The organism is Trichocoleus sp. FACHB-6 (assembly GCF_014695815.1).
GTDB classification, from domain to species: domain Bacteria; phylum Cyanobacteriota; class Cyanobacteriia; order Cyanobacteriales; family FACHB-T130; genus Funiculus; species Funiculus sociatus.
Genome location: NZ_JACJOY010000078.1, coordinates 35,039 through 61,544 on the forward strand (window position 1 = coordinate 35,039; position 26,506 = coordinate 61,544).

Annotated in this window: 32 protein-coding genes and 2 pseudogenes; 10 read left to right on the forward strand and 24 right to left on the reverse strand. The window is 44.0% G+C overall.

The genetic code is table 11. The features are described from left to right. Window positions 1-165 precede the first annotated feature (165 nt). The 3 genes from H6F66_RS15350 (at window position 166) to H6F66_RS15360 (ending at window position 3,270) form a co-directional block, all read left to right on the forward strand. Window positions 166-309, forward strand: a complete 144-nt coding sequence (locus tag H6F66_RS15350) for a hypothetical protein (protein WP_347269392.1) — start codon at window positions 166-168, stop codon at window positions 307-309. Between the two features lie 169 nt (window positions 310-478). Next, a complete protein-coding gene (locus H6F66_RS15355; protein ID WP_190422798.1) occupies window positions 479-868 on the forward strand; it encodes a hypothetical protein in 390 nt (129 codons plus the stop codon). 152 nt (window positions 869-1,020) lie between these two features. Continuing rightward, window positions 1,021-3,270: a fused MFS/spermidine synthase gene (locus tag H6F66_RS15360; RefSeq protein WP_199294978.1), complete on the forward strand. Its 2,250-nt coding sequence runs from the start codon at window positions 1,021-1,023 to the stop codon at window positions 3,268-3,270. Between the two features lie 277 nt (window positions 3,271-3,547). Here the strand turns inward: H6F66_RS15360 and H6F66_RS15365 are convergent, their stop codons facing one another. After that, on the reverse strand, window positions 3,548-4,630 hold the full coding sequence (locus tag H6F66_RS15365; RefSeq protein WP_190422802.1) for an AI-2E family transporter: 1,083 nt from the start codon (window positions 4,628-4,630) through the stop codon (window positions 3,548-3,550). A gap of 196 nt (window positions 4,631-4,826) precedes the next feature. Here H6F66_RS15365 and pdxH point away from each other — a divergent pair, with 196 nt between their 5' ends. The 3 genes from pdxH to H6F66_RS15380 all read left to right on the forward strand — a co-directional run bounded on the left by pdxH (window position 4,827) and on the right by H6F66_RS15380 (window position 7,140). Then, window positions 4,827-5,471, forward strand: a complete 645-nt coding sequence (gene pdxH, locus H6F66_RS15370; protein ID WP_190422804.1) for a pyridoxamine 5'-phosphate oxidase — start codon at window positions 4,827-4,829, stop codon at window positions 5,469-5,471. 582 nt (window positions 5,472-6,053) lie between these two features. Continuing rightward, window positions 6,054-6,563, forward strand: a complete 510-nt coding sequence (locus H6F66_RS15375) for a hypothetical protein (protein WP_190422806.1) — start codon at window positions 6,054-6,056, stop codon at window positions 6,561-6,563. A gap of 151 nt (window positions 6,564-6,714) precedes the next feature. Beyond that, the gene (locus tag H6F66_RS15380; RefSeq protein WP_190422808.1) at window positions 6,715-7,140 is read left to right on the forward strand and encodes a translation initiation factor; all 426 of its coding nucleotides are present in this window, start codon (window positions 6,715-6,717) and stop codon (window positions 7,138-7,140) included. A 116-nt stretch (window positions 7,141-7,256) separates the two neighbouring features. Here H6F66_RS15380 and H6F66_RS15385 read toward each other — a convergent pair whose 3' ends face one another. The 4 genes from H6F66_RS15385 to H6F66_RS15400 form a co-directional block, all read right to left on the reverse strand. Beyond that, complete coding sequence (locus H6F66_RS15385; protein WP_190422810.1) at window positions 7,257-7,925, reverse strand: HAD family hydrolase; 669 nt, start codon at window positions 7,923-7,925, stop codon at window positions 7,257-7,259. 139 nt (window positions 7,926-8,064) lie between these two features. After that, window positions 8,065-10,077, reverse strand: coding sequence for a hypothetical protein (locus H6F66_RS15390; protein ID WP_190422812.1), 2,013 nt, complete (start codon window positions 10,075-10,077; stop codon window positions 8,065-8,067). Between the two features lie 282 nt (window positions 10,078-10,359). Beyond that, window positions 10,360-10,722 (reverse strand): hypothetical protein, encoded by a 363-nt coding sequence (locus H6F66_RS15395; protein WP_190422813.1) that lies wholly within the window; start codon window positions 10,720-10,722, stop codon window positions 10,360-10,362. 7 nt (window positions 10,723-10,729) lie between these two features. Next, window positions 10,730-10,960, reverse strand: coding sequence for a hypothetical protein (locus tag H6F66_RS15400; RefSeq protein ID WP_190422815.1), 231 nt, complete (start codon window positions 10,958-10,960; stop codon window positions 10,730-10,732). Between the two features lie 189 nt (window positions 10,961-11,149). Here H6F66_RS15400 and H6F66_RS15405 point away from each other — a divergent pair, with 189 nt between their 5' ends. From H6F66_RS15405 to H6F66_RS15415, 3 genes are all read left to right on the forward strand, one after another. After that, window positions 11,150-11,416, forward strand: coding sequence for a helix-turn-helix transcriptional regulator (locus H6F66_RS15405; RefSeq protein WP_242019038.1), 267 nt, complete (start codon window positions 11,150-11,152; stop codon window positions 11,414-11,416). Between the two features lie 162 nt (window positions 11,417-11,578). Then, a complete protein-coding gene (locus tag H6F66_RS15410; protein WP_190422817.1) occupies window positions 11,579-12,403 on the forward strand; it encodes a hypothetical protein in 825 nt (274 codons plus the stop codon). 204 nt (window positions 12,404-12,607) lie between these two features. Further along, entirely contained in the window at window positions 12,608-13,090 is a 483-nt protein-coding gene (locus H6F66_RS15415; protein WP_190422819.1) for a hypothetical protein, read from the forward strand. 174 nt (window positions 13,091-13,264) lie between these two features. Here H6F66_RS15415 and H6F66_RS15420 read toward each other — a convergent pair whose 3' ends face one another. Together H6F66_RS15420 and H6F66_RS15425 are read right to left on the reverse strand one after the other, a co-directional pair. Then, window positions 13,265-13,591, reverse strand: coding sequence for a transcriptional regulator (locus tag H6F66_RS15420; RefSeq protein WP_190422821.1), 327 nt, complete (start codon window positions 13,589-13,591; stop codon window positions 13,265-13,267). Continuing rightward, window positions 13,563-13,907 (reverse strand): type II toxin-antitoxin system RelE/ParE family toxin, encoded by a 345-nt coding sequence (locus H6F66_RS15425; protein WP_190422823.1) that lies wholly within the window; start codon window positions 13,905-13,907, stop codon window positions 13,563-13,565. The genes H6F66_RS15420 and H6F66_RS15425 overlap by 29 nt, the downstream gene beginning before the upstream one ends. A gap of 3 nt (window positions 13,908-13,910) precedes the next feature. Between H6F66_RS15425 and H6F66_RS15430 the strand changes: the two genes are divergently transcribed. Next, window positions 13,911-14,060 carry a hypothetical protein gene (locus H6F66_RS15430; RefSeq protein WP_190422825.1) on the forward strand — a complete coding sequence of 50 codons (150 nt, stop codon included), beginning with the start codon at window positions 13,911-13,913 and terminating at the stop codon, window positions 14,058-14,060. A gap of 43 nt (window positions 14,061-14,103) precedes the next feature. Here the strand turns inward: H6F66_RS15430 and H6F66_RS15435 are convergent, their stop codons facing one another. From H6F66_RS15435 to H6F66_RS29360, 17 genes and pseudogenes are all read right to left on the reverse strand, one after another. Further along, window positions 14,104-14,310 carry a hypothetical protein gene (locus H6F66_RS15435; protein WP_190422826.1) on the reverse strand — a complete coding sequence of 69 codons (207 nt, stop codon included), beginning with the start codon at window positions 14,308-14,310 and terminating at the stop codon, window positions 14,104-14,106. 365 nt (window positions 14,311-14,675) lie between these two features. Next, window positions 14,676-15,551 (reverse strand): manganese catalase family protein, encoded by an 876-nt coding sequence (locus H6F66_RS15440; RefSeq protein ID WP_190422828.1) that lies wholly within the window; start codon window positions 15,549-15,551, stop codon window positions 14,676-14,678. Between the two features lie 338 nt (window positions 15,552-15,889). After that, window positions 15,890-16,231 (reverse strand): cupin domain-containing protein, encoded by a 342-nt coding sequence (locus H6F66_RS15445; RefSeq protein WP_190422830.1) that lies wholly within the window; start codon window positions 16,229-16,231, stop codon window positions 15,890-15,892. Window positions 16,232-16,385: 154 nt separating this feature from the next. Next, window positions 16,386-16,568, reverse strand: a complete 183-nt coding sequence (locus tag H6F66_RS15450; protein ID WP_190422832.1) for a hypothetical protein — start codon at window positions 16,566-16,568, stop codon at window positions 16,386-16,388. Window positions 16,569-16,577: 9 nt separating this feature from the next. Beyond that, complete coding sequence (locus H6F66_RS15455; RefSeq protein ID WP_190422834.1) at window positions 16,578-17,747, reverse strand: zinc-dependent alcohol dehydrogenase; 1,170 nt, start codon at window positions 17,745-17,747, stop codon at window positions 16,578-16,580. Between the two features lie 250 nt (window positions 17,748-17,997). Further along, window positions 17,998-18,426 (reverse strand): hypothetical protein, encoded by a 429-nt coding sequence (locus H6F66_RS15460; protein WP_190422836.1) that lies wholly within the window; start codon window positions 18,424-18,426, stop codon window positions 17,998-18,000. A 72-nt stretch (window positions 18,427-18,498) separates the two neighbouring features. Then, on the reverse strand, window positions 18,499-19,668 hold the full coding sequence (locus tag H6F66_RS15465) for a zinc-dependent alcohol dehydrogenase (protein WP_190422838.1): 1,170 nt from the start codon (window positions 19,666-19,668) through the stop codon (window positions 18,499-18,501). A gap of 389 nt (window positions 19,669-20,057) precedes the next feature. After that, a complete protein-coding gene (locus tag H6F66_RS15470; protein ID WP_190422840.1) occupies window positions 20,058-20,462 on the reverse strand; it encodes a hypothetical protein in 405 nt (134 codons plus the stop codon). 81 nt (window positions 20,463-20,543) lie between these two features. Continuing rightward, window positions 20,544-21,260, reverse strand: a complete 717-nt coding sequence (locus tag H6F66_RS15475; RefSeq protein ID WP_190422842.1) for an SRPBCC family protein — start codon at window positions 21,258-21,260, stop codon at window positions 20,544-20,546. An 88-nt stretch (window positions 21,261-21,348) separates the two neighbouring features. After that, window positions 21,349-21,576: pseudogene (locus H6F66_RS15480) on the reverse strand (SDR family oxidoreductase); the annotation flags it as partial. A 95-nt stretch (window positions 21,577-21,671) separates the two neighbouring features. Then, window positions 21,672-22,772, reverse strand: a complete 1,101-nt coding sequence (locus H6F66_RS15485; protein ID WP_190422844.1) for a DJ-1/PfpI/YhbO family deglycase/protease — start codon at window positions 22,770-22,772, stop codon at window positions 21,672-21,674. Window positions 22,773-22,876: 104 nt separating this feature from the next. Beyond that, window positions 22,877-23,260 (reverse strand): DUF2267 domain-containing protein, encoded by a 384-nt coding sequence (locus H6F66_RS15490; RefSeq protein ID WP_190422846.1) that lies wholly within the window; start codon window positions 23,258-23,260, stop codon window positions 22,877-22,879. A gap of 262 nt (window positions 23,261-23,522) precedes the next feature. Continuing rightward, window positions 23,523-23,771 carry a hypothetical protein gene (locus tag H6F66_RS15495; protein WP_190422848.1) on the reverse strand — a complete coding sequence of 83 codons (249 nt, stop codon included), beginning with the start codon at window positions 23,769-23,771 and terminating at the stop codon, window positions 23,523-23,525. A 673-nt stretch (window positions 23,772-24,444) separates the two neighbouring features. Continuing rightward, entirely contained in the window at window positions 24,445-25,014 is a 570-nt protein-coding gene (locus H6F66_RS15500; protein ID WP_190422850.1) for an HD domain-containing protein, read from the reverse strand. An 83-nt stretch (window positions 25,015-25,097) separates the two neighbouring features. Beyond that, entirely contained in the window at window positions 25,098-25,733 is a 636-nt protein-coding gene (locus tag H6F66_RS15505) for a hypothetical protein (RefSeq protein ID WP_199294980.1), read from the reverse strand. 20 nt (window positions 25,734-25,753) lie between these two features. Beyond that, a complete protein-coding gene (locus H6F66_RS15510; protein WP_190422852.1) occupies window positions 25,754-25,894 on the reverse strand; it encodes a hypothetical protein in 141 nt (46 codons plus the stop codon). 287 nt (window positions 25,895-26,181) lie between these two features. Further along, window positions 26,182-26,403: pseudogene (locus tag H6F66_RS29360) on the reverse strand (serine/threonine protein kinase); the annotation flags it as partial. Between the last annotated feature and the right edge of the window lie 103 nt (window positions 26,404-26,506).

Genomic DNA, 26,506 nt, shown 5'->3' on the forward strand with positions numbered 1-26,506 from the left:
GAGAATAAAAAAGTTAGCATCTAAAACAACCGTTCGCGTATTGCCTCCTTTTGTCGCACTTCCCAACACAATGAAGAAGTGAAATTGGCGCTTATGGAGTAAATTGAACCGACGCGAAAAGAAAATGGTTGCATCAGTTACGAAGTGTTACAAAATCGTAACGATGTGACCGATTTTACCTTTGTTGAAAATTGGAAAAACGATGCTTTGCTAGAGGCACATTTGGCATCAGCCTATATTGAGGAAACTGATGTAATGAACGGATTGGTAGCCAAACCAGATATTTGCTTTTATCGTTTGCTAGGATAAGTTGCGTTACATTGATGAAAGAAGCGGTGGTACTCGCGTAACTCCTCAACTAGACACGCGAGAACTGCGTTCTTGGGTTATGTGGGATGTCGGGAATAGGGAGTAGCGAGGACGCGATCGCACTCAAATGAAGAGATGCTGACAATTTTATGGCAAGAGAGTGCATACCATGAGCGAGCCAAAAAACATAGCGTCTCTGATCAATACGTGGCAAACTATTATTCAATGCGAACAAAAAACCTGGGTTCTGTTTGAAAATGGAACTTGTCTGATTCTCACGGAACCCCAACAGGATCTAGCAACTCAGGCAAAAGCGATTATGTCAGAGTGGGGGCCAGTTTATTATGGCAGTTGTAGTGGAGATTTTATAGTTATCAACCTCCTAAATTGTCCAGGCTGGGTTGTTACAGGGGATCACCCTGATATGCTTAGCTATGTGAGTCCCGATGAATTTGAAGAGGACGAACCTAGTGATTTTATCATAGGACTCATTGGAAAAAAGAAACAAGATGCAGATGCAAAGTATCTCAAAATTATTTACATTGAAGACAAGCGATAGGACAGAGTTATTTCCTTGGGTCGCGGACTTTTATTCTATAAACGTACTTAATCGCGTCTGAAACACTTTTCAATATTTCGTTTGGAGACATGATATTTCTTTTTTATTTTACCCTTTTTATTAGTGCTTTTCTACTTTTCTGGGTGCAGTTGATGGTAGCAAAAATGATTCTACCTTTATTAGGCGGCGCACCCTCAGTATGGAACACTTGTTTATTTTTTTTTCAAGCCGCTTTATTGCTTGGTTATGGATACTCCCATTTAACAACAAGTTGGTTTAGCGTTCGTCGCCAAGCCATCATTCATAGTATTTTACTGTTACTTCCACTCGGATTTTTACCGATTTCTGTGGCTAAGAGTTGGGTTCCTCCTCAAGAGGCTAATCCTATTTCTTGGTTATTAGCTTTGCTGCTTTTATCTGTCGGATTACCATTTTTTGTTGTTGCTACTTCTGCACCTCTAGTGCAAAAATGGTTTGCTGATACAGGACATCCAGCCAGTTCCGATCCTTATTTTCTATATACTGCCAGTAACCTTGGCAGTATGTTAGGAGTTCTGAGTTACCCTATATTAATTGAGCCAAATTTTTCTTTAACACAGCAGAGTTGGTTATGGGCGATCGCTTACGGATTACTGGCTTTATCGACGCTGGTTTGTGCAGTATTCTTGTGGCGATCGCCTGAAGAAGGTAACAGGACATCCCCCCAACCCACCACCAATAAAATACCCTTATCTTTCCCCGCCTGGAGGGGGTGGGGAGCAGATAAAGATAACAGTGAAGAGGAAGAGTTAAATAATTTAGCTGAAAACTCAAAATTCATAAATCCTAACTCTTTCCTCCCTCCTACTATTCAACAAAAAACTCAGTGGGTATTACTTTCTTTTCTGCCTTCCAGCTTACTTTTAGGAGTCACCACCTATCTAACAACAGACATTGCCGCAATTCCGCTTTTGTGGGCTATTCCCTTAGCAATATATCTGTTGACCTTTATTTTGACTTTCGCCCGAAAACCGAGACTACCGCACAATCTTTTTGGGGCAATTTTGCCTGTATTTTTAGCTATACTAACTATTTTATTTTTGATTCAAGTAATGCAGCCGATTTGGGTTTTATTTCCCTTGCATTTGCTGGGATTTTTTGTGGCTGCTTGTGTTTTTCATGGAGAATTAGCTAGAAGTCGCCCTAGTACGAAGTATTTAACTAATTTTTATTTATGGATTTCTGTCGGGGGCGTACTTGGCGGATTGTTCAACGCGATCGCAGCCCCGTTGCTGTTTCAATCTGTCTTAGAGTACCCTCTAATTATGATCCTCAGTTTGCTACTATGGCAAACTCCAAAAGACGCAGACGATTCTTTATCCAGCTTACAGAGGCGCTTCACCTTCCCGATTAGCCTCGGTCTTTTAATTGGCACTTTACTCGTCGGTTTTTCGGGAAATCATTTAACTAGCAATTTGATAGGAAATTTTCTGGCATTTAGCCTACTTATTATTATATTTTACTCCTTTAATTTACACCCTATTCGCCTTATAATCGGCTTATTTTTAATTTTCTTTATTAGTCAATTTTCTATAGGAAGTCTGGGTGGTATACTCGACACAGAACGCAGCTTTTTTGGTGTTTACCGCGTCTTAAATGATAGACGCGGAGACTATCATAGTCTGCTGCATGGCACGATTTTGCACGGTAAACAAAGTTTAACTCCCGAACGCCGCCACGAACCCTTAACTTATTTTCATCCCACCGGGCCAATTGGACAATTATTTAAGTCTTTTAATACTAATAAACATCCCTCTCGCGTTGCCGTTTTGGGATTAGGCGTAGGGACACTTGCTGCTTATTCAGAACCAGAGCAACAATGGACATTCTACGAAATAGATCCGACTGTTGAAAAGCTGGCTCGCGACACTCGTTATTTCACATTTTTGCAAGATTCAAAAGCTCCATTATCTGTTGTTTTAGGCGATGCTCGTTCACGATTTTCGGAAGCTTCAGATAATACCTATAATTTAATTTTCATGGATGCTTTTAGCTCTGATTCAGTCCCAATTCACTTAATAACGCGGGAAGCTATTCAGCTTTACTTGAGCAAGTTAACACAAGACGGTTTAATTGTTATTAATATTTCTAACAGATTTTTGAATTTAGAGCCTGTTTTAGGTGCTTTAGCGCAAGATTTAGGATTATCCACTCTGAGGCAGAGGGAAGTGAATATTTCTGAATATGAGCGAGAAATCGGTAAATCGCCTTCTCATTGGGTGTTATTTGCCCGTAATGAAAGAGATTTTGGCAACCTGATTAATGATTCGCGCTGGCAACCGATTCCGCAAACAAAACAAGTACCTGTGTGGACAGATGATTTTTCAAATATTTTTCGAGTTTTACGTGCTTTTGGAGCTTGAAAATATGAAGTTTCCAAGTTTCGGTTGAGGAGCGTGGATGCGGTAACGAAACGCGACGTTTTGTGGAAGTCCTAAATGATTCGTGAAGGCGAGCTCCCCGACTTCTTTAAGAAGTCGGGGAGCTGAAGGGCGCAGGGTTGGCATCTCACAACTCAAATAGGATTGCCATATACCTTTTTTAGAACAACTCCCAGACACACAGGAAGAGAAGAAAGAGAGTTTTATAAATAGATTAAGATTGCTAGACTTGGATTATTTTTTATACACTTCCCATCATTTAAGTATCTTGGGGTTCACGGTATGCCTCGGTAGTGACCACTGGGGGCTGACGCAATCTGCGAATAGTATCAATAGTGTCTTTAATAGTTCCAGCAAGAGGTACTGATAAAATTACACCTAATAGTCCAGCTATTTGACCTCCCATCAATAAAGCAATGAAAATCCAAATTGGATTAAGTCCGGTAAAATCGCCCATTAATTTAGGAGCCAAGAAATTATCTTTTATCTGCTGCATGAAGATAGCTGCACTCAATACGCGAATGGCTAACCAAAAATCTTGCAGCATGACCAGAATTGTTACTAAACCAATTCCCAAGGTAGCACCGATAAAAGGAATCAATTCGGCAACACCGATTAGCAAGGCAAACAATAGGGCATATGGTATCTTCAAAACCAAAAAAATTGGGGTCAGTGTTGCCACCATGAACAACCCTAAAATCAGTTGGGTAAGAAAATAGTTCTGAAAATTCAGCCGCAGAGATTCGCTTAAGGGTAGCCCGATTTGAGATGGTAATAGATTAATCAGACCGAACCATAAGCGATCGCCATAAAGCAGCATATAAAATGCCAGAACCACCACGAACACTACATCTACTAATCCCGACACCGTTCCCAAGGCAACTCCAAAGGCCTGACCAGCCAATGCTTGCACTTGATTTTCAACGCGAACGCTGACGCGATGGCTAAATCCTTTGAGATCCAGTGGCAAACGCCGATTTTTTGCCCATGTGTCCAAATAATCTAGATTCTGATTACTTTCCTGTAACCAATCTGGTATATTTTTTAACAGTTGGACGCTTTGATCAACCAAAATTGGCACCAGCGTTACGCCCACGACAGCCAAAAATGTTAAAGTCAAAAGCAAAACGACTATGACGGCTTGAGCGCGACTGAGCCTAAACCGCTCGAAAATCCGGACTGCATAGTTGAGTAAAAACGCTAAAATCGCCGCGATGGTTAGCACCGCGAATAAATGCTCGAAATAGCGAAATATCTGAGACAGAACCCAGATATTTAGGGCGATGATTGGGCCGCTCAGACCCAAAATTAGGAGGCGTTGAAGATTGGCTGAACGGCGCATCGTGAAAAACCTGTAGCATTTGCACACTGAGGCACTTTTATCACCAGAGCTGCCTAGATATTAGACTCTGAGGTATCGACAGTCTATAGTCTATAGACTTATCGGCAAATTGGTATTTTTTTTAAAAGCTAAAAAATTGGAGTCAAGGGCTGCGAGAAAATACCTATTAGGAAATGAAGTTAATTGAGAAACCAAAATGGATATAAGTGTAGCGGATCTGCGTAAAGATTACAAAAGATCCGGGCTTGAGCGAGCTGATGCTGACCCCAATCCCTTCAAACAATTTCGCAAGTGGTTTGACCAGGCACGAGAAGCCCAACTTCCTGAACCCAATGCGATGACTCTTGCCACGGCTACGGCTGTTGGCAACCCAAGCGCCAGAATGGTGTTACTCAAGGACTTCGACGAACGAGGCTTCGTCTTTTACAGTAATTACGAGAGTCACAAAGCACAGCAACTTCAGGAAAATCCGTGGGCATCTTTGGTTTTTTGGTGGGCGGAACTGGAACGCCAGGTGCGAATTGAAGGGCGGGTGGAGAAGGTTTCAGACGAAGAGTCAGATACCTATTTTCACAGCCGTCCGCTCTTAAGTCAGATGGGTGCTTGGGCTTCGTACCAAAGTCAAGTCATTGACAGCCGCGAGGTGCTTGAGCAACGGTTAGAAGAATTGAAAGTGAAATTTGAAAACCAGGAGATTCCCAGACCGCAGCACTGGGGAGGCTACCGAGTGATCCCGACAGGGATTGAATTTTGGCAGGGTCGTCCGAGTCGCCTGCACGATCGCTTGTTTTACCAGCTTTGCGATGATGGTAGCTGGGTAATTGAGCGCCTGTCGCCTTAGAAACGAACTACAGGCTTGGGGTAATGAGCCAATAGATCGGCTGGCTCCTGATGTAACAATCCTCGGCAGAGCTGTGAGCCAACCCTTGAGATCCCCGACTTCCTAGAAGTCGGGGATTTTGCCTTCAAGAATCATTTAGGACTGCTATAAATCAGTACGGTTCACAAAGAAGTTAAAAATCTAAAACTTGTAACTATTCTTAATTGGGCTGTATTGTTTTATAGATAGCGATCGCATCTTTTAAACTCAGCTTTCACCTCGAAGATAAGCTTAGGCTTTTATTTGTATGGCTACCTATTAAATATTCCCATAATTTATTACTCATCTTTGTGAGTATTCCTCTGGAATGAAGTAATTGATAAAACTTCTATCTGAAGCTGTAGGGAATTATTTAGAAATTTGCTCATTATTAAATGAAAACAATAAGGCTGTAATTGTGGTGTTCTACATCATTTACAAAACCATTGTTTCCAAGGCGCTTGTACAAATTAATTAAATAGCAAAGTGCTTTGACAACAGCGCAGGTTCGTAAAACACTTTTAGGAAAAAACGTCCTGTAACAGAGGGAGGACAGGAAATTCAATGAATAAAATTGACCGACAGCGTAAAAGATTTTCCCGCTCAATGGCGCTGCTGCTTTCAGTGCTACTCATGGTTCCGTTTATAGGAGCCTGCGGACAATCGCAGAGTTCTGCCCCACCTCCACCTATTGACGATACCCGTGTTGGCACTGTTAACAATCCTCCTCCTGCAAACCAACCTCAAGCGAAGAAAGGATTGTCAACGGGCCAGAAAGTAGCGATTTTGGCGGGAGCAGCCGCACTCTACTATCTCTACAACAAGCATAAGAACAAGCAACAGCAAGGGCCCGAGGGGCAATATTACCTTTCCAAGAACGGGCGCGTTTACTACCGTGATGCCCAAAAGCGCGTTCACTGGGTAACACCGCCACCTGAAGGGATTCAAGTTCCGGAGGCGGAGGCGCGACAGTACCGTGACTTCCAAGGCTATAACGGCAGCGCCACAGGCCGGGATCTCCGGGATCTGGCAGGTGCAGGCCCGGCCCCAGCAATTCCAGCCCCAGCACAGTAACCCTAATACATTGGGATTGGAAAGTGCGATCGCATCGCGCCTAATGTCCGAAAGGCAAGGTAACGAGAAACATTCAGAAACATAACGGCGTTGTGGAATAGGTTTATATCCTCTACACACCCGTTCCACAACTTGAGAAAGGAGATAGATCATGGTAGATGGATTTTTCCGAAAGCTGACCGAGGTCTTTACTGACTCTAACGATGAGCAAAACGTAGAAAACTACGATCAACGGGTACGTCCAGCTAGCGAAGATCCCTACGGCGATCCGGCATATCAGGATGGTTATCAGGATCAGTTCGGCAATTTTATCCCAGCCAGCCAAGATCCTTATGGCGATCCGGCGGATCAAGATCCCTACGGACAGTTTGGCAATGTTATCCCAGCCAGCCAAGATCCTTATGGCGATCCGGCGGATCAAGATCCCTATGGACAGTTTGGCAATGTTATCCCAGCCAGCCAAGATCCTTATGGCGATCCAGCGGATCAAGATCCCTACGGGCAGTTTGGTGATGTTCGCCCCGCCAGCGAAGATCCCTATGGCGATCCGGCTGACCAAGAAAACACCCGATGGTAAAGCTTTGTCGCTATTTGAGACGTTGGTTTTGATGAGGCGGTGTAGGTAAAAAAAAGGCAGTAGCGCGATCGCGTTACTGCCTTTTTTCATGGGAACCTTTGAGAAGAAAATAGACTTTAAGTAGTTTGGCTTAAGGGAGAAGTGTCATAATTTGCCAACAAATCGGCTGGGTGATCGTAGATAGCGATCGCATTCTTGAATTGCTCATCAGCAAAGCCACCACAGCGCAACGCAATTACATCCACACCAGCTTTATTTGCGGATTCAATATCGTAGGGCGTATCCGCAATCATCACCATCTGAGTTGGTTCCATCTGGATTTTCTTCAATGCTGCTTCCACAATATCTGGTGCTGGTTTAGAAGCTTCTGCATCGCTGGATGTTGTCGCCTGATCAAGCAAGTCATCAACTTTTGCAGCTTTTAATAAATGGGAAAGTTCTTCACTTGTAGCCGAGGTAGCGATAATTAACTGCAACCCTTCCTGCTGCATCTTTAACAGCAGTTCTCTTGCGCCCTGTGTTGGAGATAAATTCGGTGAAAATTTTTCGATAATCAGTTCTTTTCGCTTCTGAGAAATGGCTTTCCCATCACCTTCTTCGTCATTAAGTTCTGCCACCATTTGCGGTATGACTTTATCGCCACCCATACCAATAAGGGGTCGAACTTTCTCAAATGGTACGTCATAACCATACGCGGCAAATCCCTCAACCCAAGCTTGGGCGTGGGCATCATTGCTCAGAACCAACGTACCATCAACATCTAGAATTACGCCTTGCAATTTCATGGTAAAAACTCCTATTTAAAACTCTGTTTGGGAACGCATTCGCGGAGGCTCTCTCTTCGGTCAAAGTGTGGAATAACATGAGGCGCTGGCCCCAATTACGCATTCCCAGCCGGAGACTGGGAAGGAGAGCTGAAAATAGCTAATTTTTTGACGCTATAACGTCAGCAGGTAGAACTTCTGGGTCGTCATCCAACGACAGCAGGAATTGAATTAAATCGGTCTGATCTTGAGCATTAAAGCCAGCACTTTTGTCTACCCAATAATTGTGTCCGCTACCATCTACATTCGACTGTTTTAAGTCGGAATTAGCCCGGTTAGCTGCAACTGTTTGCTTACGCAATTTGCGATCTAAGAGCACTCGCAAACTTGCACTAGGATCGGGTTGAATGCCTTTAAGCAAGGTGCCTGCCATGCCTATTTCGTCACGCTTGACGATTCTAAAGCCTTTTTTATCTTGCTTCAGCGCTTGGGAAGAAGCTGCTACACCTCCATCGTGCAGATAAGGCGCGGTGACGGCAAGACCAATTAAACTAGGCACCTTGTAACCGCCTTTGGGGTTGTTGATGGCAAAGGCTAGTTCAAGCGATCGCTGCGGTGTAATATCAGTTGGCACTGGTAACACAGGCGGATCAGTTGGCAAGGGTACGGGGACATTACTCGGATAAGTTTTTGGTGGTACTAAGATGCGGGCAAAAGGAGCCTGCGCGGGGCCTCGTGAGGGCTGAGTGCGAATCTCTTGCTCTGCAATTACCTGATGGTTAGTGAAGTAGCGTCCGCTATGACATTCAACGCAACTAGCTTTTGCGAAAATCGCCGCACCCCGCTTTAAAGTTTCTGTGCTGGCAGTTTGAAGGGGTGGCGGTGCCAAGGTATTCTGAAAAGCTGACATTCCGTTGAGTTGTTCGCCTACTGGGTATCCTGGTGAGTTTGCCATTAACCCGTCCAGCATAAATAGAGAACCTTTGGGGTATTCTGGCATCCGAATCGTCTCATTCATCCCCGGTTCCCCCGGTGTCGGATCGATCTTGTTAAAGAATTGGGATGGTTTCGCCCCTTTTGGCAACCGGAAAGCTTTATTTGCTGAATTTTGGAAAATAATCCCTAAATAAGTTTCTTTGTCAATACCCAATAGCGGCTGACTGCCATCAGCTCCGGTTGTGGGGTCTGAGTTGGTAGCATGGACGTTGCTATTGAGGGTGGTCAGTCCGTGAAACCAGCCGACAGCAGAATGTCCACTCCAGCCATAAGGCCAAGCATCGTGGGTATAGGAGGATGGAATCTGGGAAGGATTGTTGGTCATGGTGCCAGTGGAATCAAAGTTGCCGGGAGGCCAAGTTAGTAAATCGGCATCGACGGCATCCTCTAGGGCTTTGGCATCTGGCAAACGTGCTTTTTCTCCATCAGCATTAATGTAAGTGCGATCGCCTAATGGAAGTTTGGTAGGATTTACACCCGTCTGGCGAAACATCGCGGCTGAGTTGGTAGCCATAGCCAACACTAAGCCAGTATTGAGATCGTTGTTTGGCGCACCTTCGATAACGCGCCCACTTTTACCATCTATTGCTGTATGACACAAGGCGCAGGTTATCCCCACTCGCACTTTACCCTTCTCGATGCTGGTACGCATTCCTAGGGGCAGAATTGAACCTGTGGGTACGTCCATCCCGGTGTTCAGTAAGGTGCCTGCTCTAAAAGTTCTACCACCGATGGTGACATCTTTATCGATTGGAATCTGGAGGTTAGTGGTATGTTTTCCTCCCAGCCGCGCGATCGCTTTCGTCATCGTCACGAGATTGATTGGCCCATTCAACGCCCCGACAACATCCGTCTGAAAGATTTGATCCTTAAAAGTTTCTGCGTAAAAAGCTTTACGTCCCAGGTTAATTAAGTCTTCTGTGACAGCAACAGCCCCATTTTCTGGTGAAAGTTGCTTGCGCCCTTCCTCCGTCTCCAGCAGCTTATCTGCCTCTTCTTTGTCAATTACAGATCCCAAGACATCATACGAGCCAATCTGTTGCGGTGCAGGCTTTGTGAGGGGTGTAAAAGTGTTGTAGACGCTGGGTGTGGCGGGAATGGCTATCTCAATTTGGTAAGCAAAGAAGCCGATTACCAGAAGAACTAAACCAAGTAGAAGAATTGGGCGCGATCGCATGATGCCTCACAGATAGCAGTCACCAGTACGCACTTTAAAGGTAAAAACGCCATCTTTCGTCTGTCTGGAGGTTGAAGCTCTGATTGTAGGGTTATATACGGTAAAAGGCTCGATTTTCTTGATTTTGAGAAAGCTGGCTAGGGTGGAATGGTGCTGGCGCAAGGAGTCCTGAACTAAAGTTCGGACTCAAAGCTAAAACCTGTTAAAACAGGTTAAATTTTATATACAGCAAGCATTTCAGTCCGTTTCAACGGACTTGAGCTTTGAGCCTCGAACTTTAGTTCAGGGCTTTAGTTCAGGGCTTCGGAGAGCGTCTCTGCGTTTAATCCAGATTCGGCGCAGGTAATCAATAATACGCTGGTCATAATCAAATTTCTGGCACTCCTGCCGAACCCACAAGCCCATTTGCCACAAATCTTCCAGGGTTGTGCAAGTTTGAATTAAAGACGCGATCGCTTGTATCCACAAAACAAGTTTGCGGTAACTAATGAATTGCCCGCCGCGATCGCGCCGATGAACAAACAGAATATAACGCCAGCATTCAGCGCGTACAATCTGGGATTGAGGAATGCCTAAAAATTTGGCAATTAGGTCAAAAGTGATCCGAAACTTGAAAGGTTTAATCCGGCGAAACAATATCGTCATAATCGCTTCAGTTGAGGTGAGGATTGGGTTGGGGTAATTGCATCTCGTTAGTCTGGTTGGCGGGTTCGGGTGTCACGTCGAAGATGATTTCGTAGGTCGCGCCTGCAACCATGCGCTGGAGGATTTGCAGATGTGCTTGTGCGTCGCTGCGACGACGAAAACGGGCAACGACAAGCGACTGTAAGCTAGGCAGTGGGTGGATGATGCACCAGGGATGCAGCTGGTTAAAGTAGGTCATAAATCTTTTATGGACACGACAAAGATTGCCAAGGCGAACGATTTGGTCGCATAGGCTGTTACACTTTTTGTTCTGAGAAACAACTATTCCGGGCAGCTAACTAGCCAAACGACGGCTTTTTAGGCTGTCTGCCCGTTGTTCTGTTTAAACTGGCGCTTAAATAAACCGCTTAATTTGAGTGGTTTTATCATGGTAATGGCAAGACCAAAGAAAAGTCAACCAGAGGAGACTGATTCTCCGTTTAAAAAACTGCGTTTGGCCGCTGGACTGTCTCAAGAAGACTTGGTAAGACTGATGGGTGTGTCAGTTTCAACCATTCGCCGCTGGGAACGGGGATTGGCAGAACCGACGATGACGGTTTACCAAATGAAGGCTTTTTGTAGCGCAGTTAACAAGAGTTTGGACGATTTGCCTAACTCGTTAATAACGCAGCGATCGCACTCAGAAGAAGATTAGGCGATCGCATGGTAGTGGTAAAGGGAGAATGCGATCGCATTCTTGAAAATGTAATTTTACAATGTGTATAATACTTAAATAAATATTTTTTAGAATATTTATTTAAATCGTCAAGGCAATTCAGGGATTTTCAATTGATGGGATTCGGCATAAGGTACAAACATGGAAGTTACACCTAATTATAATTCGGAAGGTCATTTAATAAGTTATCAGCAAGGCGATAAGTTCGTGCCGATTGCTGATGGCAACCAAGAATATCAAATGATAAAAGAAGCAATTGAAAATGGTACCTGCATTGTTAAAGAACCTATTATTGAGGAAGTTACTAGAACCTACGATCAGAAAAAGAACTGGTCGGGTTACAGATGGCGCGGTATGTTTGTCCCGATTGATGAAAACAATCATCTTTACCAAAGAATTGACAAAGCTATTAAAGATGCTACCTGTATTGTCAATGAACCCAAAGAGGAATATAGCGCTACTAGCTCAAAAATAAAAACTATTATTTTCTGCATTTTATTTGATCAACCTTGGCATCGTGTAAACGGTTGTTACGAAGGAAATATGCCTTATCGCTCAAACAGTAATGCAAAATATGTGGATTATAATTTTCGTTTGATTAACCTTCCTATAAACGAAAAACTAAATGCTGCTAACTTCTTGTTTGAGTATTATAAAATTGCAAAAGAAAAATTTCCAATAGAAATTCCCATGAAAATTGGAATACTTGAATTGGAAGTGCCTGTCAAGCATCTCCTTAAATTGTTCCGTACTGAAAAAGAATTATTAGAGGAAAATACTGCCAATTTAATTGAAGATATTTTAAAGCAAAATTTAAGAGAATTAGGCAGAAAAGAAAGTGAAGGGGCTAACATTTTAGTGTTAATACAATACGCAAAAAGTTACCTTGAAAATTTTATTATGGAGCTTGGCAACAGGATAATAGAAGCCTATGCAGGGGAATATAGAGAACTTCCAATCGGATAGATCAACAAGTGGAAGATTCATGAAAAAACTTTTGTAATTAACAAATTTGACGACGGAACTTATGATCTCGGTGCTATCGGGCTATCAGAAAGAGTAACTCCTAAGCTTAGAGGAAAATGGCAGCAAAATTTTAGTTTTTTACAAGTAGCCCAACCGGAAAAATATCTAAAATCTTCACAAAATAATGCTTTACGGAGAGTCAGAATGTTAGTTGACTCTGGATTTCATATGGAGGGATTATGTCTTTTAAATGCTTCTTTAGAAGTTAATGTTGAAAATGCAATATGTGAGTGTATCAAAGCTGATGATAAAACTGGAAAAATGATTAAGAGAATAGATCAGGAAATTTTACTAGAATTATTAGAGAAAATTGGAAAGTCTGCTGAAGATAATTACTACCATGAAGAATACCTGGCAAAGATAGTAAAAGCAAAAGAAATATATAAGCATAGAAATGCTTATGTACATGCGTTAGAATTACCAGAAAAAGAAAAAACTCTCAGTGTTAAGCAAAGACGAGAGCTAGAAAGCTTAATGTACGAATTTATTGACGAAAGGGAATCAAGATCGTGGTATGAAAGCCAGGAACGTCTTGCAAGTGGAAATGATGCCAGTGCCATCAGTATCATTGAAAAATTTATAACTGAGTGGCGGAAGAAAAAGGATAAAAACTCTGAAAATTGTTAGTAATCCAATAATAAATAAAACTAGCTTGCATCTTTAAAGAAATATAAATATGCCAAAAAATACCCGATGCGATCGCGCTTTTGCTCGTTTGTCTGTTTAGAGCGATCGTATCCTCCGCAAAAATCCAAATCTGCCAAAATAACCTGTACGGCGATCGGTTTGACGATGCCATTATCAATTAATCAACTTGGGAGCGATCGCAATCCGAAACCCCAGCGCATCCAGCAACTCAACCAAAGTGTAAATTTCAGCACCGCCAGTTTCAGACAGAATCTTGTCTAATTTTTGATAGCGAAATTTCGCTTCTTCCGAGAGATTATTGAGCTTTAAGCGAGCATCCACAATATCTTTAAGCATTGCTCTGAGCAATTCTGGTTCAGATTCGCCTTCTTCTAATTCCAACGCCACCTCAATATAAGCAGCAGCGTGTTCGGAGTCTTGGAGAGAAGAAATCAGATAGTCGTGGTAGCTCCTAGTTGTTGGCGTTTTCACGTCTTTCATAATCTCTCCAATATTCTTTAGCTCTCAGGATGTCTTGTTCTTGGCTGCTTTTATCTCCGCCACAGAGGAGAAATATGATTGTTGATCCTATTTGCCCAAAATATATCCGGAAACCAGGACCGTAGTCAATTCTCAGTTCACAAACTCCTTCTCCTACTGAGCGATAGTCTCCCAAATTACCTAATGCAACTCTCTTGAGCCTCTTCTCGATTTTGACTCTAGCTTTGATATCCCTGAGAGAATCAAGCCATTCTTCAAAAGGGCTTCTCCCCTCTGCTGTCAGGTAGTTCTGAATTTCTCTTGGTTGGGCTTCCACTATTTGATTGTAAACACGTCATGGCTTAATTTACACAGAAAGCGATCGCGCTTTTTGCTCGTTTTTCTATTTGGAGCGATCGCATCCTCCGCAAAAATCCAAATCTGCCAAAATAACCTGTACGGCGATCGCATCCTTATCGGCTGCAATTAAAAAGGGCGCGATCGCATAGGAGGGTAATTACTATTAGAAAACTTTAGAATCTTGAGCCGCAGATAGATTGAACAGCAGCTTCAGGCTGATTTCTATGTTGCTCTCGGCAAATTAAATTCTTAGCCAAACGTTGCTCAGCATAGGCGCGATGAGTAAACCAGCCTATCGGTGTACCAGCAATCGCGCCGATTAGCAGACCCGTCAGCAGACTATAAACAAGATGCTTTCGAGTAATCGAATTTTCTTTCATTTAAAAGTTTCTCCTAAATACCCATCTATTTTAAAGAAAGCAAAATTTAGGATAAACTTACGTCCCCCTCCCTGCTTATTTCCTAAGTAGCATCCGTGACAGTATGCTGTCTTTGCGCCTAATCCTATACCACACGAGAGCAAGCCATCAGCTAAGAGTATTCACAACGCGATCGCGCTTTTTGCTCGTTTATCTGTTTAGAGCGGTCGCCTAGCAACCTAGCAAGGAAATCACCTTACAAAAAAAATACACACCTGCAAAAATACAGGTGTGTTGAGAATTCTTAACCGCAATAACATTCGTTAGATTTCTGTTGAGAATTAGCTGACACTCTAGCAAGCTAGTCGCTAATTCTCAAGTCTCATCTATGTGTGTTTTGCCTTTTCAAAACCTGGTGTCCCGTGCAACTTAGGTTCAGCGGGTGGAGGTGTAGGTTCTGGGCCTAACGGTTGCGGATTCGCAATGTACTCAAACTGCCCTTTGCCGTCCATCGATTCACCCTTCGCCCAGCGCCCTTCAGCACTTTCGGTGCCGTCAGAGTGGCTCCAGAACTGATAGGCAAATTCCCGCTTCTCCAATTCCAGAGGGAAGGAACTTGGAACAGGTGAAGTTTCAAGTCCAGAATCTTCCAGATCCTTAATTGCCGCTATCCACTGATTTTGGTGCATCGTATCGCGAGCGATCATAAACGAGAGCGTATCTTTTACACCCGGATCGTCTGACATTTCATACATCCGTACCGCCTGCAAGCGTCCCTGTGACTCCGCATGAAGATTTGAGCGGAAATCTGCCAACAGGTTGCCACTGGAAACGATAAAGCGACCGTTCCAAGGGAAACCAACGCTGTCAGAGGGCATTGCACCTAAACCAGAAACAATGGAGTGCTGTGGATTCATCGCCGCCGCCATAATCTCATCGCGCACGTTACTACCGCCCATGACGGCACCCACTAACCGATCTGCGGCACCTTCTTCTTGGACTGATAGAGGCGCTTTATCTAACAGGTGGGCGATCATTGTAGCTAGCATCTCTACGTGGCCGATTTCCTCGGTACCGGTGTCAAGCAGCAGATCACGGTACTTAGCAGGCCCTCGGCAGTTCCAACCCTGAAACAGGTATTGCATCATCACGGTCATCTCGCCAAAGGTGCCGCCGATGAGTTCTTGAATCTTCTTTGCGTAAAGTGCATCCGGCTTTTCCGGTGGTTTGAAATACTGTAGTTGCTTCTTGTGATAAAACATTCAAATCTCCCTAGTTAAACTGAGCGTTAGGACAATATCTAAGGTTACAAATTAGTCATTTCCCAAGATATGTCATCGCTCAAAACTCAAAAATTGTGTCCTTTATGCCTTTTAGTTAACTATCGATTTTATGGCTGTACATCAGCCTGTAGGAGGACAAGTTTAAACTAATATTTTTTTTATTTCTTCACCAATATGTATATATTTATTGTTGAATTATTTAAATATTTAACTATACTAACAACCCAATTCTCAATGACATAAAAAAACCCGTCTTCTGGAAGAAACCGGGTTTTTTATTGTTACTTTTTCAAGTGAGCTTATATACAAGCCTTGGCTTAATTCTCGTCGCGTCCGTGAACTTGAGCGGGTGGACTGGTTGCTTCAACTGCTGTAAAGGGTTCGAGAATCCGGTAGGTGTGGGATGTACCTTTGGGAACTACCCAAGAATCGCCCGATTCCAGTAATACCATCTGGCTCTCAAGGTGCAACTCGGCGCGACCTTTGATTACGTAGCCGACAGTTTCATAATCGCGTGCAGCTGGTTCTTTGGGTTCACCTGGTTGCTCATCTTCCCAAAGGCGCATTGAGACAGATTTGCCTGATGCGAGATATTTTTGTCCCATCTCACCTTTAGGGGAATTAGTAGAGTCTACTTTCATTACAGTTGTATCGCTCATGTTTCGTTGCTCCTTATTTAAAGTTTGATTTTTTTGCCAAATCGGGCGGTGTAAATCGCCATCATCAGCTTTAGAGCCTGCACCAAATAAAAAATTTTATGGTGGAGAGGACAAGATGCCCGCTCCACTGTGCAAATTAAAGGATATTAGCAGCTTACTTAAGCCCTGAAGATTGACTTTCAGTGGTGAGAATTTCGGCTGCTTGTATCGCTTCTTTAAACCTTTGCTGATTGGCTTTTGCTTGCTGTTCTAGTTCTTCGATAAAGCGATAAATTTCAAGGAGGGATTTTTCGATCATCACCTTTTTTTCAAGCTTTATGCCTTGGTCGATATCCACCCTCTCACCTCACGGTTTTAGTACAACCTTGATGCAATTGTCTTTTTTATGCTTAAAAATCTCGTAACCGTGCTTTGCTTCATCTAAAGGCAAACGATGTGTGATTACGAAAGACGGATCAATTTCGCCGTTCTGCACACGTTCCAGCAACGGTTTTAAGTATCTATGGACATGGGTTTGCCCCATTTTGAATGTCAAGCCTTTGTTAAAAGCTGCACCCATTGGGATTTTGTCAAGGAAGCCACCGTAAACACCCGCCAGCGATACATGACCGCCTTTGCTGCAAGCAAGCATTACTTGGCGCAGGGCGGTGGGTCGGTCGGTTTCCAGACGCACGGCTTGCTTTACCTGGTCGTATAATGCCATAGGCCCTGTACCGTGAGCCTCCATCCCGACTGCATCCAGACAAGAATCAGGCCCGCGTCCGCCTGTCATTTCTTTAAGTGCGTCGCCAACCTCAATTTCTTCATAGTTGAGAACTTCCGCCCCACATTGCTCTTTCGCCATTTGTAGGCGTTCGGGAACGCGGTCAATAGCGATGACGCGCTCTGCACCTAGCATAAAGGCACTTTTGATAGCAAACTGTCCTACAGGGCCGCAACCCCAGACGGCTACGGTATCACCGGGTTGAATATTGCAATTTTCCGCCGCCATGTATCCGGTGGGGAAGATGTCGGTGAGGAAAAGCACCTGATCGTCTGTTAAACCGTCGGGAATTTTGAACAAGCCGACATCGGCAAATGGCACCCGCGCATATTCTGCCTGACCTCCAGCGTAACCGCCGAACAAGTGGGAGTAGCCGAAGAGTCCTGATGGCGAATGACCCATCATTTGTTCTGCCATCCAAGCGTTGGGGTTGGAGTTGTCACACAAAGACCACAAGTCGCGGTTGCAGAAGAAGCAGCTGCCGCAGGCGATGGTGAAGGGGACGACTACGCGATCGCCTACTTTTACATTTTTTACCGCACTCCCAAGTTCAACGACTTCCCCCATGAACTCGTGACCGAGAATATCTCCGGCCTGCATTGTAGGGATGTAGCCGTCATAAAGGTGCAAATCGGAACCGCAAATTGCCGTAGATGTAATTTTAATAATTGCATCACGTGGGTTGAGAATTTTTGGATCGGGTACTGTATCCACCCGCACATCATTTGCACCATGCCAGCAAACTGCTTTCATTAAATTTTTCTCCTTAAATCATTAGTTATTAGTCATTAGCTAGGTATAGCAGCCCTAAATGATTCATACAATTTTCTTTTTTCTCTCTTACCTTTGCGTCTAAGCGCTAACGCGCAGGCTCCGCCAACGCGGTTTGTTAAATTTTCTTTTTTACGAACCGCAAATGCGCGAAGTACACGAAGGAAAGAGAAAAAGAAGAAAGTTTTTAAAATCGATTAGGATTGCTATAGTTCTGGCTAATGACTGCGAATTACTTGTAATAAGGTTTGCTGCTGGTAACGTTATTAGCAGCATCATTGATACCTTGCTCTAAGCCGTCATCTACTCCCGTAGCGTCTTCAACTTGATTGATAAACTTCTTAGTGCTGGGGGGAAGCGGTTCGTCAAGATTCAGCTTCTCTTTGATATTTTCAGCAACATCTTCAATTTTATCAATTATGCTGCTGCCCGTATCTTCAGCCTGGTTAGTGGCATTTCCAATGTCAGTACGTAGCGAACTATCAGTACCTTTAACTTTGTAAGAATCAGCCTCTGGTGTCAATGTAGTGGAATTAGCTTGCGCTTGAATTTGGTTGCCGTAGCCGAAAGCGCTGCCAACCAAAAGTGCTACTGCGAGCAGAAAAGCACTTACAATCTGGCGCAAGCGAACATTTTGTAGAAAAGAGATTACTTTGTTCATCGAAAAAACTCCATTTGATAATGTGAATGCTGCTAATGACTAATTGCTAATTGTGGATTACTCTTAGCTATTTCAAGGCTTTAGCAGCACTTTGATGCAGTTATCTTTTTTGTGCTTGAAAATTTCAAAGCCTTGCTTCGTTTCTTCAAGAGGTAAGCGATGGGTAAACACGGCAGATGGATCGATTTCGCCATTCATAACTCGATCCAACAACATCGGCATATACTTCTGACCGAACATTTGCCCCATTCTGAAGGTCAAGCCTTTGTTAAAGGCTGCACCCATCGGCATTTTGTCTACAAAGCCACTATAAACGCCCATAATTGACAAGGTGCCGCCTTTGCGACAAGCCACCATCATTTGCCGCAGCACTGAGGGGCGGTCGGTTTCCAGGCGTACCGACTGTTTGGCTTCGTCGAAAAATCCCTCAAGACCCATACCGTGTGCTTCTAGTCCCACAGCATCAAGACAGGAATCCGGGCCGCGTCCTCCGGTCATTTCTTTAAGTGCTTCGCCAGCATCAACTTCCTCGTAGTTGATAGTCTCGGCTTTGCCGAAGTCTCTAGCCATTTGGAGGCGTTCGGGAACGCGGTCGATGGCGATAACTCTCTCGGCACCAAGCATATAGGCGCTTCGCATGGCGAATAATCCGACCGGGCCGCAACCCCAGATTGCTACGATATCTCCGGGCTGAATGTTGCAGAATTCTGCACCCATGTAGCCTGTGGGGAAAGCGTCGGAGATGGGCAGGATTTTTTCATCGGGGATGTCTTGAGGAACTTTGACTGCACCATGATCGGCGAAGGGAACGCGCACGTATTCAGCAAAGGCACCTGCGTAGCCACCGAATAAGTGGGAGTAGCCGAAGATTCCGGATGTGCCAAAGCCGAATACTTTCTCTTGCATCCAAGCGTTGGGGTTAGAGTTGTCGCACAATGACCACTTTTGCTGATTGCAATAGTTGCATTGACCGCAACCGATGATGGAAGAGACGACTACGCGATCGCCTTTTTTCAACGTTTTGACTTGACTGCCAATTTCGACGACTTCCCCCATGAATTCGTGACCTAGAATGTCACCCTGTTTCATCGTCGGGATATAGCCATCGTAAATGTGCAAGTCAGAACCACAGATGGTTGCTGATGTAATTTTGAGGATGGCATCGCGTGGGTTGAGAATTCTCGGATCGGGTACGTTTTCGACCCGCACATCATTTGCACCGTACCAACAAACAGCTTTCATATCTATTTTGGATTTGAGATTTTGGATTGTGCAAACGTTTCGATCTGCTTGTAACTACTCAGCACCCTTAGCCGAAACACTCAGCACTTTTAAGGAAGAAATCCGGTTTCTTAGTTTTCCTGATAACTCAGTTGCCCATTTATTCCCTTGAAATCCGGTTTCTTTCTTCTGATTGTCTAACCGAAGCGTCTTTAGTCAGCTCTGAATACCGTTCAGTTAAGGGATAATTGTAGGTTGGGTTGAATTCTATGGGAACCTCAACAAATGCTGCTCACGATTGAGGTTTACTCCAAAGACCCAACCTACAAGGGCTTTAGCTTTTTAGCCCTAAATGAAGTGTATTAGGTCAGTTCTCAGTTAATTTCACAACCAGTGTTGTAGAAGTCAAATTACCTGGGTGCGCGATCTTTAGTTACGGATATTCCCTCATAATTTTTGTCTTGAACAACACGAGGATCGCCCATATCAGCGCCTCGATCGTTATCAAACCTTTGGCTGCGGATAACGTCAGTTGTTTCGGAAATATTTTCTCCCAGCTTTTTGAGGTTCTTCAAGCCAGTATTGCCAATACTCCCTCTGTCGCCTACATGGTCTTCAGCCATGTCTTTGACTTTCTCAATCGTCTCGCTGTCGATTGCGTAAGGATCGGCGGGATCAAAGCGGGTTTCTGCTGCTTGCGCTTGCACCGACACGCTGTTGCTAAAAGCCGGAATGACTAAGAATGCGATCGCTGCCAGAAAAACTGTAACCAGGCGTAAGCCAATATTCTGTAGTCGCTTAATTGTTTGATTCATTTGGTTTCTCCATTACGAGTTTTAAAGTTTGAAGGCAGCAATTCAGCTGCCCTTTTTTAAGAATCCCATAGGATAAAATTCTTAACTTCTTCCGGAAGGTTGACCTTCTGTGGTGGCAATTTCGCCAGCTTCCATGAGCATTTTGAAGCGGCGGAGATCGTCTCCGATTTGCTGTTGTGGTGCTTCACCGAAAAGTTTAGTGATCGCTGCCCCAACCGCACCACCAGGCGGGTTATACTCAATGACGACTTTTACTTCTGTACCGCGATTGTTTGGTGCAGGCGTAAAACGAACAAAACCAGAGTTATCAATATCTGCGTCTTCAGCAGAAGCCCACGCAATAAACTCGTTTTCTTTCTGGTTAATTATGTCTGCATCCCACTCCACACTTGCGCCCAGGGGTGCATTAGCTATCCAGTGCGATCGCGTCTCATTGTAAACTGTCACAGACTTGAGATGCTTCATAAAGTTGGGCAGGTTCTCAAAGTTATGCCAAAAGCGATAAAGTTCGTCTGCTGGTTTGTTTATAGTTACAGTTTTTTCAACTTTAATGGTGTCACTCATGCCCGCTTTTTCCTGTATTGTGTCTTGAATGCTTTTATCTGCTTTTGCGCCGTGATAAACTAAACTGCCGCCTGCGATCGCCATCAAGGCTCCCCTCAGAGAACGTTGCCTTAAACCCATTAGCACCATTGCGCCGCCGCTAATTAGCGAACCCCAACGTTCGACATCTGAGACATTGCTACTGCCACTATTTTCCGGCTGATTACTGGGTACGATATCTTGACTTGATGCCATTTCTTAATTTCCTCAATTGGTAATAGAAAAGTGGGGATTGGGAAGAATCTTGGCCAGTACATAGTACCTAGTCCCCAGTCTCCAACCCCTAACTAACAGTTTGAACTTCTTTATTTTCTAGCCCTTCCCTAGAATGATCTAGACGAAGTTCTCCTTGCGGTTCAGCACGCAATTCTTCTGGAGTTTCTTCGCCTACGCCTACACCTCCTTTGGCGACTGTGACACCACCATCAGCTAACCACAAAGCACCCGTAACATAACTTGCTTCATCCGAGGCAATAAAAGCATAGGCATTTGCCATTTCTTCCGCTGTACCTGGAAAAGAGCCCCTCAAGCATCCCCTTGAAAAGGGGAAAAACACTAAAAATTAGGGTTGTAGGGTAGGTATTATCCACCCTACAAACTCCAAACTTACATCTTGACAGCAGGAGCGCTTGTCGGCTTGGCAGGCTTCACTTCTCCACTTGCCATGCGTGCTTTGTAGAGGGCTGCTAAACACTGCTCATACTTTGAAAGTTCCACTTCAATCTGCGTCAAAATTGCGGTTGTAACTGGATCGGTAAATTTCACCCGCAGGTTATTGACATCCACAACACCAGTTTGGAGATCGCCCATCGTCCGACGCAACAAATCGGTATCGTCACTACCTTGGAGGGCAGTTTTCAATTTGGCATATTTATCAGCAGCTTGCGCCGGGATCGAGAGGTTTTCGCCCAGTTCTTTGATGCGAGATTCCAGCATCAGGATGTGACGCTGTTTATTTTGAATCATGTCTTGCAGAAGCGATCGCAACTCCGGATCTGAAGTTTTTTCCGCATACTGCTCAAATGTTTCTTGCGAATAACGCTCACCCGTCAAAGCTGTATTCAAACCTTTAACAATATCGCCCTTTGTAGAGCCACCCCAAGAATCGGCTAGTTTCCACCATTCCGCAGTTATATCGTTCTCATTTGGTAAAGCCGCTTCTTTTCCACCGTAACCAAGACGGCTGAGAATTGCTGTGGTGAAAATTGGCAAATCTCCAGGTTGACGAGAAGTAATCAAGTTGCCATCAATTACCACTGGTTCATCTACATAATGTGCACCCGCATTGATTATGTCTTTGCGGATGGAAAAGAAGCCAGTAGCTTGTTTTCCTTTGAGCAAGTCGCCTTCAATTAAAACTTGCGGCCCGTGACAAACAGCAGCCACCAGTTTTCCTGCTTCCATTGCGTCTTGTACGAAGCGAACTGTATTTGGGTTTGTCCGCATTGTGTCGGGAGCCATGCCACCGGGGATAATCACAGCATCGAAATCAAGCGCGATCGCTTCTGTTGTCGTACCATCCGGTTTCATTGACAATTTGCCTTGTTTACCCATATAGTTCTCGTTCATTCGAGAACCGAGTACAACAACTTCCATTCCTGCCATTTGTAGCGCTTTATAAGGCACTTGAAACTCAGAATCTTCCACACCGTTTTCGATGAGGATAGCTACTTTTTTCTTGTTGGTGTTATTATTGCTAACTGTCATGCTTTTTCCTCCAATATCTTAAGTTATTTTGAAAAAAATTGGGCTATTCCCAGAAACAAAACAAGCAAAAGTTCCAATTTTACCTAACTTTCACTTAGAACTTTTTATCTCCTGCATGCTACGTATAGCTCCTGGTAATCGTCCGAAAAATTAGCGCGGATATCTTCAACACCTGGTGTCACCTCTGCTTGCAACACGGTAAATACTGCTCTCGGATGAATTGCGGCATCGGTAGAATTTACACCTTCTCTTTCACCGGCACGCTCATAAAACTCTTTTAAAGAAAAGTATTGCCCGTTTTGACATTCTCGTCCATGCAAACAATCTTTTAACTCCACTGGCAGCTGTGAAGCCAAATCTTTGGCCTCGTCTCCCACCATAGGTTCTCTCAAAACTTCCAGTGTGGCGCGAGTAGCACGTTCCGCTTCCTGGCTATAGTTTAGCTGAGCAACACTCTGAACCTGTTTAACAAATTGGTTGTAATTCACTTGCAACCTCCTACAAAAATCAGACTGAGGGCTGAGGGGGAGTTTTCTAGAGACACCAAGTTATTGCGTCTTAAACAAAGGGCAAAAACGAATTTTTATACTTTATTTGTGAGTGCGCTCGCTTGATATTTCTTAACTAATTTCCGCTTTCACGCTTTGCACACTCACTCGCCCAAAAGAAAGGATTTTTTCCCAAAAGAAGCATTATCCCCTCTCAGCAAGTTGGCGCCACACCGTCAGGTGCGGCTATCTTAATCAATAACTATCTACCTACAGGCTGCGGTGCTGCAATCCGCTTTGCCAGCAATTCTTTGGCTCGTTCAGCGCGTTGGTACTCTTCGTCTTGCAGTTGTTGGAAAAACTCTATCAGTTCATCATCTCCAGCTTCCTCAGCGTCTTGGACGTAGATTTCATAGGTGCTGGCACCCTCTAGAGCGTGGTATAGTACGCTGATCAGGTTATAGTGTTCGTCTGCGGTTCCGGTGTATTGTTCATTATCGTGATCAGACATATTTTTTCCCTCCAATCAATAAGCACTGACAATCCAGCCCGTTGGGCTGCGTCTTGCCTTTAAGCCTATGTATTCACTCCAAGAGTCTGCTTCGCTCCTAAGTGATAGATATGCAAGGTTGCCAATTCGCTCCAAAGTAATACGTATTTTTCACTAGAAATAGCTATCCTTACATTTAATAACTTTAAATTTCCCTAAAATATTCAAAAAATTAAAGTTTTAGTAGTAATTACTTAGGCATTTATCTAAAGGCGCCACTTTTTCCTCCTATTTGAGGATTCACAGGAATCTCTAGGCGAGATATTTTGTATAAAAAATTATGGCGCTACCGCAGGAAATTACCGTATCCTATAGGAGTGGTGTTCGCAAAAAACCGGGAGTCTATATCAGCGGGGACATTTTTGTAGTTGAATAAAACAATATCTGTTGCCCAGAGGAAGATTCTTTTAGGAAGCGATCGCGTCTTTTGCACTTAAGAACTAATTTCAACTTATATAGCAATCCTATTTGAGTTGTGAGCCAGCCCTTCAGATGCCCAACTTCTCTAAGAAGTCGGGCATCTCGCTTTCACGAATTATTTAGGATTGCTATAGCATTTTAAATTGCAGTCAATTAGAGTGCAGGATGTTTCGCTTAATTGTACAAGTTAAACTTACAATTATTCTATTAACAGTTAGCAGTCTTTGCTAATTTCTTCTATCTCGCAAACTACCCGATCTAACTCGTCAATTAATGGCATTGAACTAGCTTTACGAAATGCCTTAACCAGAGAACGATAATACCAAAGCGTTCCTTCTTTGCCTCCTTTGAAACGTTCCCAAAGCGATTCGCCCACAATACGGTAATCATTTAAAATTGAGCGAGCGTTGTGCAGTTTATCGGCAGCAGAAACAAGAAGTATGCTTTTGGAAGCTGTGGGAAGGTGGGCGATATAAGCTTCTTTACGCTGTCGCCAAGGCGGTTTGGGTGTAATGTCAGAATCAGTGCAACCGTCTACAATTTCTGTGACGGTATCCCCGAATCTGCGGCGAATTTCTTCCCGCGTAGCGGCACCGCCTTGATCTTCGATAGCATCATGGAGTAAGGCTGCGATCGCTTCCTCTTCATTAGCACCATGCTCTAGCACAATACTGGCAACTGCAAGTAAATGAGCGATGTATGGCACGCCTGAACCTTTGCGAGTTTGGTTCGCGTGCAGATGAGTAGCAAAGGTTAGGGCTTCGGTAAAGCGTTCTGAAAGCATAATTTGTGTAATAGGGTGATGGGGACTGGGGACTAGGTAAGACTTTTTCCTCTTCCCCAATCCCCAATCCCCAATCCCCATTTTCAGTGTAATCCTGCCTGCCAAATTCCAATGTAGACGCGATCGCTCCTATCTCTCTCAATCACACCTTTAAGGGCTTTAACAGAAAAAGAATACTTGCGAGACTGACGCTGCTTTACTTGTTGTAACCCCTGCTTGATTTCATCGTTGATTTGGCAACCCAACATACTATTCAACGTCACCAACATCACCTGATGGTCTACTTCTTGGGCGAAAGCTGCCTCAGTTTGACGTACCATTCCTGAAGCTTTGTCAAGTAGAAAACCGAGGCTAACTTCGTCTGGTACTAATTGATAGAATATGGCACGAGTATTGGGCCAGTAGCCTCGGAGATTGCCGCTAGGAGCGCCCAGAATGTTTTGGACAACGCTATTATGTACTCCTGGTTGAAATCCTGGTATACCTACACCCAAGGGAATATCTTTACATATATCGAAGTCAAATTCCTCTAGGATTGGCTCAGTCCTTAACCCAGGTGGTAGATCTAAAATCCGAGCCGGTAGATTAGAAGGATCGGCGCTGAGAAATAATTCTGGCAATGGTGCCAAAAACGGTGATGCGTATGTTGGTTTAGCCAGAAGAAAACTGGCAGCTATACACGCATTAGTCAAAATTATGCGGTGAAACCTTTTCACCATATTTTTTTACTGTTTTTATATCAACACGTATTTAGCCATAAAAAGCTGCTGTTTCTACCCCAGAAAATGCTGAAAGGATATAAATCAGCAGCACCAACCATATTCAGATTTGACGCAAGAGCGATCGCTCTTGGTTCCCCAGATAAGAGATGCGATCGCATCTCTTATCGTTTCCTAGGGAAACGAAAAACTCCCACTCAGCTTGCACTCAAATGCAAACCAATTCATAATTATGCTTGCATAACCCATGAAGAGTGCATCACTTTTCACAGGCTTTTCGCCATTTCTCACGCCAATCATCATTATCTTTTAAGTTATCTTCCTGCGCTTTCCGAAATCGCTCCCGCCAATCACCATTATCTTTTAATTTATCTTCCTGCGCTTTACGCAATCGCTCTTGCCACTCTCTCAGGGGGCTGTCGTTGGCAATTCTTGGTGCGCCAATGCCCAACAATCCCAGCCATTCCTGTACCGACTGCGATCGCTCCTCTGGCTTTAATGCCATACCTTTGAGAATAGCGCGATTTATGCGATCGCTCAGCAGCGAATTTATCTGCTTGGGTGGCTCCAGTCGCATTCCATAAGCTCTCATTGGTGAAGGCAGCGGCACTTGTGCAGTTAACAAAGTATACAGCGTCGCCGCCAAAGAATAAACATCAGTATAGAACCCATTTGACATCTTAAGAAGTGGCTGAAAGCCTCTTAATCATTAACCTGATGAAGCAAAGGTTGATTTTGGTTGTGGCATTGGCTAAGGTTCGCTTCCCCGTTCT